Below are 14259 nucleotides of genomic sequence, written 5' to 3'. Positions count from 1 at the left end.
TCAGGCCGCTGGCCAGAGGTGCTGGGCCGTCATCCAACTGAGCGTGTCGCCCGCGATGAGCAGACCCTTCGTCCGGGTGAGGGCCGAGTAGTTGAGGCCGTCGAGGGTGCGGCTGACGCCGCCGTTCTCGGTGAGCATCAGCCCTCCCGCGAGGTGGTCCCACGGGTTGGTCGACTCATACGTCATGAAGTCGAACTCGCCCTCCAGCACCGCCGGGTAGTCGAAGGCGCAGCAGTAGTGGCTGGGCACCGCCGGGCTCAGCCTGCCGTCCGCGTCGAAACCGACGAGCCTGCGCTTGGAGGTGCCGCCGAGCGGGAGCCGGTCGGTCCTCGGCCGCGCGATGGGCTCGCCGTTGACGCGCACTCCTGCGCCACGCTCGGCGACGTAGCCGCGCCCGGTCATCGGCTGCCAGATCCAGCCGCGGGTCGTCACGCCTCCCCGCACCTCGGCGAGGATCACGCCGTGCTGGTCGCGGCCCTCCACGAAGTTGCGGGTGCCGTCGATGGGGTCGATCACGAACGCGTGGTCGGCGTTGGCGAGGCCCTTGAGCAGCGACGGGTCGAGGAAAACGGCCTCCTCACCCACGATCAACGCCGACGGGAACGCCGCGTGCAGCAGGTCGCCCAGGTACTGCTCGGCCTGGCGGTCGGCGACGGTGACGTAGTCGCCCGGCCGCTTCTCGTCGATGTCGCCCGCAGAGAGGGCCCGGAACTTCGGCGTGATGACCTCGGTCGCGGTCTGGCGCAGCAGGCCGAGGATGTCGTCGGTATCCATGTGACTCACCTTAGTGGGAACGGTCACGGCGACCTCATCCCTCGAGATGGTCCTGCGTGACGAAGTCGATCAGCGTCTCGACCTTGGTGTTGAGTTGCGGGTCAAGGTCGCGCCAGGTGGACACCCTTGCCAGGATCGCCTGCCAGCCGCGCGCGATGTCGGCCTGGTCGTGGTGGGGCAGGTTCAGCGCCTTGAGCGTGCCGAGCTTGAAGTCGACGTCGCGGGGCACCTGCGGCCAGGCCTTGCGGCCGATCCGCTCCGGTCGCACGGCCTGCCAGATGTCGATGAACTCGTGCCCCTCGATCAGGACGGTGTCGCGGTAGCCGGCCTGGTAGACCTGCTTCGCGATCCTGGACTCCTTGCTTCCAGGCACCAGGTGGTCAACCAGGACGCCGAGGCGGCGGCCCGGCTCGGGCGCGAACTCGGCGACGATCGCGGGCAGGTCGTCGATGCCGCCGAGGAACTCGACCACGACGCCGGTGTGGCGCAGGTCGTCGCCCCACACCTTCTCGATCAGTTCCGCGTCGTGGCGGCCCTCGACGTAGATGCGACTCGGCAGGGCGACCTTCGCCTTGGCAGGTTCCTCCGAGGCACGCGACCCGGAGGCGGTGTACCTGGGCTTCGCGGCGGTCCCGCGCAGCGGGGGCCTCAGCGCTACCGGCTCGCCCTCGAGCAGGAAGCCGGGGCCGAGCGGCGCGCCTCGGCGCTTGCCCTTGCGGTCCTCGAGGAGCACGATGCCGTTCTCCCAGCCGACGACGGCCCCACAGAAGTCGTCGAACTCGACCACGAGGTCGAGTTCGACGGGGACGTCTCGCGTCTTCTTCAGATGGGCCTTCTGCCAGCCGGGTGCAAGTACGTCTCGTGAGTAGCGGTCCACGGTCAGCGACCGTATCAGCGCAACTCGAGCTTCCTGCTGTACGACACCTTCGCCCACCACATTCCGACCACACCGATCAGCAGCATCCAGGCGAAAATGCCGAGCGGCAGGTACTGCGCGTCGTTGCCCGCGGTCGCAAGGGCGACCGGGTCGAACATCAGCGAGACCTCCGGCAGGTGGTTCAGGTCGAGGGCGGGCGCCAGGAAGACGGCCGCGACGCCGAGGATCTGGTTGGCGACGTAGAACAGGAACCAGACGAGCACCACGCCGCCGAAGCCGTTGCGGTTGATCCAGGACTCGCTGCCGACCGTCGCCGCGAAGAAGAACGGCGTGATGCCCACGAGCGGGAGGAAGGCGACGATCACGAAGAACGCGACAACCAGCCACGCGGGAAGCTGCCAGAAGACGTCGAGCCCGGCGGAGATCGTCCGCATGGTCTCTGCGGGGCCGGTACCGACGGTCATCCCGAACCCGATCGCCGCGAGCAGCAGCAGCCCGAGGTCGAGGACGATCGCCAACAGCGACACGAGGTAGGCGTAGAGCGCCTTCACGCCGAAGATCGTCGAGCCCTTCTCAGGGATCGCGGCGGTGAAGTAGCCGGTCTTGGAGTAGCTCGAGCGGTAGAAGTCGAGCGAGATCAGCAGTTGGACGGCGAACGGGTAGACCGCCGCGACCACGATGGCGATGACGGCGAAGGTGCTGCTCAGGAAGGTGGGCAGCGTTGCGGCCATCAGCACCGCGGCGCCGACGACGAGCACCGCCGCGAGGGCGAGCAGGGCCAGCCAGCGCCAGGTGCGCAGGATCTCGTGCTTGAACAGGGTCGCGTTCATCGGTAGACCTCCCGGAAGAGTGCATCAATGGAGAGCCCGCGCTCGGAGCGGAGGTCGTCGACCTCGCCGGTGAGCAGGACCTTGCCGTGCCGCATGAAGGCGACGGCGTCGAGGATGGGCTCAAGGTCGTGGATCAGGTGGGTGGAAATCAGGATGAGCGCCTCGGGGTCGAGGTCGCGGATGATCGCCTGCAGCAGCACATCGCGGGCCGCGGGGTCGACGCCGGAGATCGGCTCGTCGAGCAGGTAGACCTTCGCCTTGCGGGACATGGCGAGCGCGATCTGCGCCTTCTCGCGCATGCCCTTGGAGAGGGTGGTCAGCTTGCGGCCGCTCTCGAGGCCGAAGAAGCCGATCAGGTCGCGGGCGTGGTCCTCACTGAAGTCGGTGAAGAAGTCGCGGTACATCGAGATGCACGCGTCGAGCGTCGCCGAGTCGGGCAGGAAGCTGGCGTCCGGCAGGAACGAGACGATCGCCTTGGACTCCGGCCCGGGTCGGTGCCCGTGGATGGCGACCTCTCCCTCGTACTGGGTCAGAGCTCCCGCGAGGACCTTGAGCAGCGTTGTCTTGCCGCAGCCGTTCTCGCCGAGCAGGCCGACGATCTGCCCGGAGCGGAGCTCAAGGTCGAGGCCGTCGATGGCCCTGAAATTTCCGTAGTTCTTGACGAGGCCGTGAATCGAGATGGCTGTCATGAGTTGCCTCTTTCATCGGTATCGGGCCAGATGCGGCCCAGGAGTTCGCGGGCGGCAGTCAGGCTCATGCCGAGCCCCTGCGCTCCCCGTGCGTAGGTGGTTGCCGCCTCCGCGGCGAGGCCCTCTCGGGCGCGATCGATGGCTGGGGTCTCGTCAGTGACGAAACGCCCTGCGGTGCGCTCGGGACGGCTCAGCCCCTCACGGTCGAGCTCGGCCAGGGCTCGTTGCACCGTGTTGGGGTTGACCTTCAGTTCGAGGGCGAGCTCACGGACGCCGGGGATCTTCTCCCCCGGTGCCCACACGCCGGTGACGATGCGCCGGGTGAACTCGCTGACGAGCTGCAGCCAGATCGGTGTGCTGGGATCAAACTCCACGTCCCACCGCCCTTCTCTGTATCGCTGTACTAAGTGCTTAATACAGTAGGACAGATCGGGGGTCGTCGTCAAGCGCTTCGTAGGAGCATGCACCAGTGCGGCGGGTCAGCCTCGAGGCGAAGGAACTCACGACGCTCGACGGCGCGACCGCGACCCGCTCGACGACGGGGCGCGCGGCGACCGGGCGGTGCTGGAATGCTTCGCCCGTCGGGCTAGCGACCGGCGCCGGCTATCCGGCGGGCCCTGCTATCGCCGACGCCTACCTGTTCGAGACGGTACGCACCGCTACCGAGGCGGTGTGCACCCGTCCGAGGACGTCCCTGCCGTGGCGCTGCCCGCGCTCGGCCTCTGACTCAGAACCCGTTGTTCCTGGCGACGTCGCCCAGCCACAGCGCGGACCACTTCGGGGTGCGGATCTGGGTGTCGTAGTCGACGCGCACGATCCCGAAACGGCGCTCGTAGCCGAACGCCCATTCGAAGTTGTCGAGCAGCGACCACGCGAAGTAGCCGCGCACGTCCGCTCCCGCCTCGATGGCCCCAGCGACCGCCGTCAGGTGGTCGCGGTAGTACTGGCCGCGGTCGGCGGAGTCGTCGACGTAGCCCTCCTTGCCCGCGACATCGTCGTAGGCGGCGCCGTTCTCCGTGATGACGAGCGGGATCCCCGCCGGGCCGGTGTAGTCGTTCTGCAGCCTGAGCAGCAGATCCATCAGGTCGTCCCCCTCGACCTCCCAGCCCATCGCGGTGCGAGGCTTGCCGCGCGAGACGACCGTCACCCCTTCGGATCCCACCCAGGAACTGCGCGACGGCCGGCCGCGATCGGTCGTGCCGGTGTGGCCGTCCTCGGGCGAGGAACCGTCGCCCCAGGTCGCGCCGTCCGCTGGGCCTGCAACGCAGATCGCGTTGTAGAAGTTGACGCCGAGGAAGTCCAAGGGCTGAGAGATCAGCGCCAGGTCGCCGTCGACGATGTTGGCGCCCAGCCCGGCCGCCGACATGTCGTCGAGAACGTCTGCCGGGTACTCCCCGCGGAACAGGGGATCGAGGAACACCCTGGCAGTGGCGCCGTCGACGCGGCGGGCGGCCTCCTGGCAGTCGGGGCCCTCGGGGTCCTCCGGGATCGGCGGGTTGAAGTTGAGCGTGATACCCAGGTTCAGTTCCCAGCCCTTCTCGGCGGCGACGGCGCGCAGCCTCTCGACGGCCATGCCGTGCGCGAGCAGGATCGTGTGCACCGCGGCGACCGCCTCGCGGGGGTCCGTGTGGCCGGGCGCGTGCTCGCCGCCCGCGTAGGACAGGAAGGTGGAGCACTAGGGCTCGTTGAGCGTGCTCCAGTTGACGACTCGGTCGCCGAGCGCCCGGTAGGTCGCCTCCGCGTAGTCGGCGAACAGTTCAGCGGTGCGCCGGTTGGTCCAGCCGCCCTCGTCCTGCAGAGCCTGCGGCAGGTCCCAGTGGTACAGCGTCAGCCAGGGGGTGACGCCCTTGGAGGACAGTTCGTCGACGAGCCGGGAGTAGAACTCGAGGCCCGCCTGATTGACGGGCCCGCCGTCGGGGCAGACCCGCGACCACGAGGTGGAGAACCGGTACGCCGCGAAGCCGAGGTCGGCGATCAGGGAGACGTCCTGCGGCATCCGGTGGTAGTGGTCGCAGGCCACCGCGCCGGTGTCGCCGCCGAGCACGGCTCCGGGCTGGCGACAGTAGGCATCCCAGATGGAGTCGGTGCGGCCGTCTTCGCGGCTCGCGCCCTCGATCTGGAAAGCCGCGGTCGCGACCCCCCAGGTGAAATCTGTCGGGAACGTGGTCATGTGCTGCCGCTTCCTTGTCCGGGGTTGGTCACCTCACAGGCTAATCGATCCCCACCGCGCCTCGACAAGGCAGGTCGCTAATCGAGAAGGTCCCGGATCACGCCGTCGGCGAGCAGCCTGGCGCCGCGCGCGACCCGGACCCGGTCGCCGAAGAGTTCGACGAGGTCCCCCATCGACGCGAGCCGGGCGCGCTCCGTCGGCGTCAGGACGGCGAGCGGGAGCCCGTCGCGCAACCGCAACTCGAGCAGCACGCGCTCGATCCTGCGCTGATCGTCGTCGAGGACCTCGCGGGCCAGCGCAGGCGAGTGCCCCTCGGAGAGCGCCTGCGCGTAGCTGCGCGGATGCTTGCGATTCCAGAACCGGACCCCTCCGACGTGCGAGTGCGCGCCCGGCCCGATCCCCCACCAGTCGTCACCCTTCCAATACGCGAGGTTGTGACGGCACTCGCCGCCAGGGCGTGCCCAGTTGGACACCTCGTAGTTGTCGAACCCGAGCCCCGCGAGGGCCTCCTCCGCCGCCAGGTACTTGTCGGCCAGGTCGTCGTCGTCTGGCATCGGCACCGTGCCGCGGCGCACCTGCATTGCGAGCCGGGTGCCCTCCTCGACGATCAGTGAGTAGGCGCTGACGTGGTCGACAGGGGTCCGGGTGACGGCGTCGAGGCTTGCGCGCCAGTCGTCGAGGCTCTCCCCCGGCGTGCCGTAGATCAGGTCGAGGCTGACGTGCTCAAAGCCGGCCTCGCTTGCCCACCGCGCGGCATCGAGGCCACGCTGCGGGCTGTGTTCGCGCTCCAGGACGCGCAGCACGTGAGGCACCACCGACTGCAGCCCGAGCGAGATCCGGGTGAACCCGTTGCCGCGCAGCGCCGCGAGGTACTCGGGCGTGAGGGTCTCCGGGTTCGCCTCGGTGGTGATCTCGGCATCGGGGGTCAGGTCGAAGCGCTCGCCGATGGCGGTCAGGATGCCGGACAGGTCGGGCTCGGGGAGCCAGGTCGGGGTGCCGCCGCCGAAGAAGACGCTCTGCACGCTGCGGCCGCCCACCTCGCGGGCCGCGAGGTCGAGTTCGGAGCGCACCGCCGTCAGGTACGAGGATGAGGCGCCGTCGCCCGCCTCGCCCGGCGTGTAGGTGTTGAAGTCGCAGTATCCGCAGCGGACCCGGCAGAACGGCACGTGGACGTAGATCGACAGCGGCGCGCTCGACGCCCTCGCCTCGTCAGGGAGGGAGCCATCGAGGGGGCGGGATCGCCGTCGGGGAGCTGGGCCACCGGTTCAGCTTAGGGCCCAAAATGATGACCACCGCCCCCACACGGGTGGTATCCATGCCAATGTGTGCCCATGAACATCTCCCGACGATCCCTGTTGCTTGCAGGGGGCAGCCTGGCGGCCGCGGCGACCCTCGCGGCCTGCGGCTCCAACAACCCGCTCGCCTCCGGCACCCCGAGCGAGGCCAAGCCTTCCGGCGCGACCTCCCCCAATGCGTCAGCCCCCGCAGGTGGCGGCGACGTGACGCTCCAGCAGTGGTACCACGAGTACGGCGAGGCGGGCGTCAAGGAGGCCGTCGAGAAGTACGCCGCCGCTTACACCGCGGCCAAGGTCGAGGTGAAGTGGACCCCCGGCGACTACGGCTCGATCCTCGCGGCCCAACTGCTGACCACCGACGTCCCCGACGTGTTCGAGGTCGAGCAGGGCGGCTCGCTCGACATGATCCGCTCGGGCCAGTTGGCCGACCTGACCGACATCATGGCGCCGGTCAAGGACCAGTTCAACCCCGCCGTCATGAAGCGGTTCACGTTCGAGGACAAGGTCCACGGCATCCCGCAGACCATCGACATGCAGTTGCTGTACTACCGGCCCTCGCTGCTGCAGAAGGCGGGCGTCGAGCCGCCGAAGACCTTCGCAGACCTCGTCAAGGTGGCAGACGCGGTCAAGTCCGCCGACATCGGCGGGTTCTTCGCCGGAAACGACGGTGGCCTCGGCGTGCTCGGCACCATCCTGATCTGGGCCTCCGGCAACGAGCAGTTGACCGAGGACCGCAGCGCGGTCGCCTTCCTCAACGACAACTTCTACAACGCGCTCACGGCCTACCGGGACTTCTACAAGTCGGCCGGCCTGCTGCAGGCGGCGTCGGCCGAATGGTACGACGGCGCGGCCTTCGTCAACGGCGAGACGGCGATGCAGTGGGGCGGCCTGTGGTCGCTTCCCGACATCCAGAAGGCGTGGGGCGACGACGTCGGCGTGCTGCCCTTCCCCGCCATCGGTGCGGGCGGCCGTCCAGCGGTGCCGTTCGGCGCGTTCGGCGCCTGCGTCGCCGCCAAGGGCAAGAACGTCGACGCCTCCAAGGAGTTCGTCAAGTGGCTGTGGATCGACCAGGACGAGGACCAGGTCGACTTCTCCAACTCGTACGGAACCCACATCCCCGCCAAGACGGCGCTGGTCGCCAAGGCCGACAAGTTGGCGGCTGGCCCGGGTAAGGACGCGGCCGACTTCGTGTCGAACCACGGCTTCGCCAACGACATCATGTGGTCGGGCGCGATGGGCGACGCCTACAACGCCGCCGTCAGCAACGTGATCAAGGACGGCAAGGACCCGAAGGCCGAGTTCGCCGCCTTCGAGGCGACCGCCAAGACCGAACTGGCCAAGCTGGCTGGCTGATGAGCGACGCCGCAGCCCCCGCGCAGCCCCCGGACCGCCGGGGGCTGTGGCGTCGTATCCGCGGGACGCAGGGCCGCAACCTGTGGTTCGCGGCCTTCGTGGCACCGTTCTTCCTCGGGTTGGTGGTCTTCGTCTACGTCCCGATCCTGTGGAGCGCCGTGCTCTCCTTCTTCGAGGCCCGCAACACCGTCACGCCCACCAAGTTCGTCGGGTTCGGCAACTACGCCTACCTGCTGCAGGACCGGCTGTTCCTGAACTCGCTCGTGGTGTTCATCGCGTTCGCGGTGTTCATCGTGCCGCTCACCTACGTCTGCTCGCTCGGGCTGGCGCTGCTGCTGGACAAGATCACCATCGGGCGGGCGTTCTTCCGGTCGGTGTTCTTCATCCCGACGGCGGTCAGTTACGTGATCGCCGCGATCATCTGGCGCTTCGGCTTCTTCAACGGCGCCCGCTTCGGCCTGCTCAACTCGTTCCTGCGCTCGCTCGGCCTCGAGCAGCCGATCAACTGGCTCGGCGGTGGCAACAACCTGTACTGGGTCGCGCTGGTCTCCGCGAGGCTGTGGCTGCAGGTCGGCTTCTACATGATCTTGTTCATCGCTGGCCTGAACAAGATCCCCGTCGAGACCTACGAGGCGGCCGCCCTCGACGGCGCGTCGGGGTGGCGACTGCTGCGCTGGATCACGCTTCCGCAACTCAAGGCCACCAGCGTCGCCGTCATCATGCTGCTGCTGATCAACGCGTTCCAGGCGTTCGACGAGTTCTACAACATGCTCGGCTCGATCGGCCAGTACCCGCCATACGGTCGGCCGCCTCTGGTGCACCTGTACCTGATCGCGCTCGGCGGGGGCCAGCAGGACCTCGGCGTCGGCGGCGCGGGCACCATGATCCTGACCTCGATCATCGTGGTGTTCGGCGTCGCCCAGAACTGGATCCTGAACCGGGGCGGGAAGGCATGAGGACCTCACGGGTCGCGCAGGGACTGCGCTACGTCATCGCGATCGCGCTCGCGCTGTTCTTCCTGCTACCGCTGTACGTGATCGTGCGCAACGCGTTCTCCACCAACGCCAACATCACCTCAGCGAAGTGGAACTGGCTGCCCGACCAGGTCAACCTGACCAACCTCACCTCGCTGCTGGCCAACGACTCGATCGGCATCGGCCGGGCGATGGCCAACTCGGCCATCATGGCGGGCCTGCAGACGCTCGGCACCGTTGTCGTCAGCCTGCTCGCCGGGTACGCGCTGGCCCGCTACGACAACCGGGTCTCGCGCGCGCTACTTGCGCTGACGATCTTCACGCTGATGGTGCCCGCCGCGACGACCTTCGTGCCGATGTTCATCATCACCGCCCAACTCGGCTGGATCGACACCTTCCGCGGCCTGGTGATCCCCGGCATGTTCTCGGCCTTCGCGACCTACCTGTTCCGGCAGTTCTTCCTGGACTTCCCGACCGAGTTGGAGGACGCGTCGCTGATCGACGGGTGCAACCCGTGGACGAGTTTTTGGCGCATCGTGGTGCCCAACTCGCGGGGCATCATCGCGGCGGTCGGCACCATCATCCTGATCGGCTCCTGGAACGCGTTCCTGTGGCCGACCCTGGTCGGCAGGGACGCGACCCGCACCGTCCAGGTGGCGCTCAGCCAGTTCATGACCAGCCAGGGCGTGCGCTACCCCGAACTGTTCATGGGGACCCTCGTGGCGGTGCTTCCGATGCTGTTCGTGTTCCTCTTCCTGCAGCGCTACCTCGTACAGGGCCTCACCACCTCCGGCCTGCGCTGAGTTCGCTCGCGAGCGGGCAGACTAGGCGGGTGCGTTCCCTCTCCGATCTGGTGGCCGACGGCTGCGGCCTGCCGTTCGCCGCGGCCTCCGACGCCCTGCGCGATGCGGTCGCGGGCCGTGGGCTCGCCGTCGTCGAGGCCCCTCCTGGCACCGGGAAGACCACCCTCGCGCCGCCGGTGCTGGCGGGCGTCGTCGAGGGCAGGGTGCTCGTGACGCAGCCACGCAGGGTCGCGGCGCGGGCCGCCGCGCGCCGGTTGGCATCCCTGACAGGGACGCAGGTCGGCGACCTGGCCGGTTTCACGGTGCGCGGCGAGCGGCGGGTCGGGCGCGGCACCCGGATCGAGATGCTGACCCCAGGGGTGCTGCTGCGGAGGCTGCTGCGCGACCCGGCGCTGGAGGGCGTCGGGGCCGTGATCCTCGACGAGGTGCACGAGCGCGGGCTCGACACCGACCTGCTGGTGGGCCTGCTTGGGGAGGTCCGCGAACTCCGCGACGACCTGGCCGTCGTGGCGATGTCGGCCACCGCCGACGCCGCCGGCTTCGCGGCGTTGCTGGGCGGCGACGGTGGGCCCGCGCCGATCGTCGGGGTGCCGGCCGTCACGCACCCGCTGGAGGCGCGCTACGCGCCGGGGCCGCTGCCACTCGACGCCAGAGGCGTGTCGCGCGACTTCCTGGCCCACGTCGCCGCCGTGGCGACCCGGGCGTTCGCGGAGCGCCCCGATGACGGCGACCTGCTGGTCTTCCTGCCAGGGGTGCGCGAGGTGCGCACCGTCGCGGAGCGCCTGCGTGCCGACCTCGACGCCGAGGTGCTCGAACTGCACGGCCAGGTCCCTCCGAGGGAGCAGGACCGGGCGATCGCCGAGCGCGCGCCGTCGGGCAGGCCCCGCGTGGTCGTCACGACAAACCTCGCCGAGTCGTCCCTGACGGTTGCCGGGGTGCGGGTCGTGGTGGACGCGGGCCTCTCCCGGGAACCGCGCCGCGACGCATCGCGTGGGATGGCAGGGCTGGTGACGGTGCGCGAGGCGCGCTCGTCGGCCGATCAGCGGGCCGGCCGCGCCGCGCGCCAGGGCCCGGGTGTGGTGTGGCGCTGCTTCGACGAGCAGACCTACCTCGGTCTGCGCCCGCAGGTCACCCCCGAGGCACAGACGGCTGACCTGACTGGCGCGCTCCTGACGCTGGCCGCCTGGGGCGCGCCCCGCGGCGAGGGCCTGCGCCTCCCCTCCGCGCTGCCCGCCGGTTCGGTGGCCGACGACGAGGCCGTGCTCGGCTGGCTGGGCGCCGTCGATGCGGACGGCAGGATCACCGCCACCGGCCGTCGGCTGGCCGAGATCCCCGCCGCCCCGCGCTGGGCGAGGGCGCTGCTCGACAGCGGGCCGCTGACCGGCACGCGCGCCGCGGCAGAGGTGGTCGCCGCCGTCGAACTGGACGTCTCGGGCGACCTGCAGCGCGAGGTCGCCCGGCTGCGCAGGGGCGGCTCGCCCGAGTCGCGGCGCTGGTCCTCGGAGGTGGAGCGACTCGAGCGCCTGGTTCCCGCGCACGCCGGGATCGGCGCGGTCCCCGGGGTCGCCGTCGTGCTCGCCTACCCCGAGCGCGTCGCGCGGCGGGTGGGAGATGCCTACCTGCTCGCGTCCGGGACACGCGCGGCGGCGCCCGCCGATCTCGCGGGCCACGAGTGGCTGGCCGTCGCCGAGGTGACCCGGGCGGCGGGCGCGTCGGCCGCGGGCACAGGGGCCGTGATCCGCTCAGGGGCGCCGATCGACGAGGCGACCGCGCGGCTCGCGGGTCTGTTGGTGGACGAGGTGCGAGGCGACCTGGTCGACGGTCGGCTGCGGGCCCGCAGGGTGAGCGCGTTGGGGGCCATCGAGCTGTCGTCGACGCCGGTGCCCGCCTCCGAACTCGGCCCCGACACTGTGCGGCGCTACGTGGAGGACCACGGGCTCGGCCTGATCGGCTTCTCCCCCGCCGCCGATGCGCTGCGGCGCCGACTCGCGCTGCTGCACCGCGTCCTGGGCGACCCGTGGCCCGACGTCTCGGAGGAGGCGTTGCTCGCCCGCCTCGACGAGTGGCTCGGCCCCGAACTGGCCTCGGCTGCGCGCTCGGGTCGGCTAGCGGGCATCGACCTGGCCGCGCCGCTGCGCAGGCTGCTGCCCTGGCCTCAGGCCGGTCGACTGGACGAGTTGGCACCGGAGCGGTTGCTGGTGCCGAGCGGCTCCCGGATCCGGCTCGACTACCCGCCGCACGACGAGTCGGGGCCGGTCGTGGTGGCGGTGAAGCTTCAGGAGATGTTCGGCCTCGCGGACTCCCCCAGGCTGGTCGACGGCCGCGTCGACGTCGTCTTCCACCTGCTCTCGCCCGCCGGGAGGCCGTTGGCGATCACGGGCGACCTCGCGTCGTTCTGGTCGGGGCCCTACCAGCAGGTGCGCTCCGAGATGCGCGGCCGGTACCCGAAGCATCCCTGGCCCGAGGACCCGTGGACGGCCCCCGCGACAGCCCGGACGAAGCGGCGCTCGTGAGGGTGGTTCGACCATCAGGCAGCAACAGGGCTGCCCGACGACGCGTCGGGTCAGGGCTTCTTGGTCGGCTCGGACGTCGACAGGGCTGCGACGAAGGCCTCCTGGGGCACCTCGACGCGGCCGACCATCTTCATCCGCTTCTTGCCTTCCTTCTGCTTCTCCAGCAGCTTGCGCTTACGCGAGATGTCGCCGCCGTAGCACTTGGCAAGCACGTCCTTGCGGATCGCGCGGATGGTCTCGCGGGCGATGACGCGCGAGCCGATGGCCGCCTGGATCGGCACCTCGAACTGCTGCCTCGGGATCAGTTCCTTCAGCTTCGACGCCATCAGCAGGCCGTAGCTGTAGGCCTTGTCCTTGTGCACGATCGCCGAGAAGGCGTCGACCGGGTCGCCATGCAGGAGGATGTCGACCTTGACGAGGTCTGAGGCCTGCTCGCCGTCGGGCTCGTAGTCGAGCGACGCGTAGCCCTTGGTGCGCGACTTCAGCGCGTCGAAGAAGTCGAAGACGATCTCCGCAAGCGGCAGCGTGTAGCGGATCTCGACGCGGTCCTCGCTGAGGTAGTCAAGGCCGCGCTGGACGCCGCGGCGGGTCTGGCACAGCTCGAGGATGGTGCCGATGTACTCGGAGGGCGCCAGGATCGTGCCGCGCACCACCGGCTCGAACACCTCGGCGATCTTGCCCTCCGGGTACTCGGAGGGGTTGGTCACGACGTGCTCGGTGCCGTCCTCCATGATGACGCGGTAGACGACGTTGGGCGCCGTCGAGATGAGGTCGAGGTTGAACTCGCGCTCCAGGCGCTCGCGCACGATCTCCATGTGCAGCAGGCCGAGGAAGCCGATCCGGAAGCCGAAGCCGAGCGCTGCCGAGCTTTCGGGCTCGTAGGTCAGCGCCGCGTCGTTGAGTTGGAGCTTCTCGAGCGCCTCGCGCAGTTCGTTGAAGTCGTCGCCGTCGATCGGGTACAGGCCCGCGTAGACCATCGGGTTGGGGTGCCGGTAGCCGCCGAGGTCGGTCTCGGCCGCGCGATGTTCGAGCGTGACGGTGTCGCCGACGCGGGACTGGCGAACGTCCTTCACGCCGGTGATCAGGTAGCCGACCTCGCCGACGCCGAGGGCGTCCGCCTTGACGGGCTCGGGCGAGATGACGCCGACCTCGAGCAGCTCGTGGGTCGCCTTGGTCGACATCATCCGGATGCGCTCGCGGTGGTTGAGTTCGCCGTCCACGACTCGGACGTAGGTGACGACGCCACGGTAGGTGTCGTAGACGGAGTCGAAGATCAAAGCGCGGGCGGGGGCCGACGGGTCGCCGACCGGTGCGGGGATCTGTTCGACAACCGTGTCGAGAAGTTCGGCGACGCCCTGACCTGTCTTGCCGGAGACCCGCAGCACCTCGTCGGCGTCGCAGCCGATGATGCCGGCGAGTTCCTCGGCGTACTTCTCGGGGTTGGCGCCGGGCAGGTCGATCTTGTTCAGCACCGGGATGATCTGCAGGTCGGCCTCGAGCGCGAGGTACAGGTTCGCGAGGGTCTGCGCCTCGATGCCTTGCGCGGCGTCGACGAGCAGCACGGCGCCCTCGCACGCCTGCAGCGAGCGGGAGACCTCGTAGGTGAAGTCCACGTGGCCGGGGGTGTCGATCATGTTCAGGATGTGCACGACGCCGTCCTTTGTCCACGGCATCCGCACGGCCTGCGACTTGATGGTGATGCCGCGCTCACGCTCGATCTCCATCCGGTCCAGGTACTGGGCGCGCATCTGCCGCGCGTCGACCACCTCGGTCAACTGCAGCATGCGGTCGGCAAGGGTCGACTTGCCATGATCGATGTGGGCGATGATGCAGAAGTTGCGGATGATCGCCGGATCGGTCTTACCTGGGCGCGGTGCTGGCATCGATTTCCTCATGGGACGACTGTGACGACCACCAAGTCTCTCACGTATTGCCCGGGCGGGCTAACCAGCAGATTTGGAGCGTCAGCACCGTCTCAGGT

Annotated in this window: 11 protein-coding genes and 1 pseudogene; 4 read left to right on the top strand and 8 right to left on the bottom strand. The window is 69.4% G+C overall.

Annotation, left to right across the window (positions count from 1 at the left end; all coding sequences use genetic code 11):
* The 7 genes and pseudogenes from BW730_RS04345 to hemW form a co-directional block, all read right to left on the bottom strand.
* A complete protein-coding gene (locus tag BW730_RS04345) occupies positions 1-774 on the bottom strand; it encodes an inositol monophosphatase family protein (protein ID WP_077685186.1) in 774 nt (257 codons plus the stop codon).
* Between the two features lie 34 nt (positions 775-808).
* Complete coding sequence (locus tag BW730_RS04340; protein ID WP_145952722.1) at positions 809-1651, bottom strand: DUF3097 domain-containing protein; 843 nt, start codon at positions 1649-1651, stop codon at positions 809-811.
* 14 nt (positions 1652-1665) lie between these two features.
* A complete protein-coding gene (locus tag BW730_RS04335; protein WP_077685185.1) occupies positions 1666-2481 on the bottom strand; it encodes a hypothetical protein in 816 nt (271 codons plus the stop codon).
* Positions 2478-3170, bottom strand: coding sequence for an ABC transporter ATP-binding protein (locus tag BW730_RS04330; protein WP_077685184.1), 693 nt, complete (start codon positions 3168-3170; stop codon positions 2478-2480). The genes BW730_RS04335 and BW730_RS04330 overlap by 4 nt, the downstream gene beginning before the upstream one ends.
* The gene (locus BW730_RS04325; RefSeq protein WP_077685183.1) at positions 3167-3544 is read right to left on the bottom strand and encodes a GntR family transcriptional regulator; all 378 of its coding nucleotides are present in this window, start codon (positions 3542-3544) and stop codon (positions 3167-3169) included. Before BW730_RS04325 ends, BW730_RS04330 begins: the two co-directional genes overlap by 4 nt.
* 353 nt (positions 3545-3897) lie before the next feature.
* A pseudogene (locus BW730_RS04320) lies at positions 3898-5340 on the bottom strand (glycoside hydrolase family 1 protein).
* A gap of 77 nt (positions 5341-5417) precedes the next feature.
* The gene (gene hemW / locus BW730_RS04315) at positions 5418-6506 is read right to left on the bottom strand and encodes a radical SAM family heme chaperone HemW (RefSeq protein WP_226997066.1); all 1089 of its coding nucleotides are present in this window, start codon (positions 6504-6506) and stop codon (positions 5418-5420) included.
* Positions 6507-6671: 165 nt separating this feature from the next.
* Here hemW and BW730_RS04310 point away from each other — a divergent pair, with 165 nt between their 5' ends.
* The 4 genes from BW730_RS04310 to hrpB are packed head-to-tail and all read left to right on the top strand — an operon-like array spanning position 6672 to position 12278.
* Positions 6672-7988 (top strand): ABC transporter substrate-binding protein, encoded by a 1317-nt coding sequence (locus BW730_RS04310; RefSeq protein WP_077685181.1) that lies wholly within the window; start codon positions 6672-6674, stop codon positions 7986-7988.
* The gene (locus tag BW730_RS04305; RefSeq protein WP_077685180.1) at positions 7988-8944 is read left to right on the top strand and encodes a carbohydrate ABC transporter permease; all 957 of its coding nucleotides are present in this window, start codon (positions 7988-7990) and stop codon (positions 8942-8944) included. Before BW730_RS04310 ends, BW730_RS04305 begins: the two co-directional genes overlap by 1 nt.
* Positions 8941-9765 carry a carbohydrate ABC transporter permease gene (locus BW730_RS04300; protein ID WP_077685179.1) on the top strand — a complete coding sequence of 275 codons (825 nt, stop codon included), beginning with the start codon at positions 8941-8943 and terminating at the stop codon, positions 9763-9765. Before BW730_RS04305 ends, BW730_RS04300 begins: the two co-directional genes overlap by 4 nt.
* A 29-nt stretch (positions 9766-9794) precedes the next feature.
* Positions 9795-12278: an ATP-dependent helicase HrpB gene (gene hrpB / locus BW730_RS04295; protein WP_193432362.1), complete on the top strand. Its 2484-nt coding sequence runs from the start codon at positions 9795-9797 to the stop codon at positions 12276-12278.
* 50 nt (positions 12279-12328) lie between these two features.
* Here hrpB and lepA read toward each other — a convergent pair whose 3' ends face one another.
* Complete coding sequence (lepA, locus tag BW730_RS04290) at positions 12329-14173, bottom strand: translation elongation factor 4 (protein WP_077685178.1); 1845 nt, start codon at positions 14171-14173, stop codon at positions 12329-12331.
* Positions 14174-14259 lie beyond the last annotated feature (86 nt).

Origin of the sequence: Tessaracoccus aquimaris, assembly GCF_001997345.1 — a bacterium.
Classification (GTDB): Bacteria; Actinomycetota; Actinomycetes; order Propionibacteriales; family Propionibacteriaceae; genus Arachnia; species Arachnia aquimaris.
Note: the sequence above shows the minus strand (reverse complement) of the source record. Positions and strands in the feature narration are given on the sequence as shown.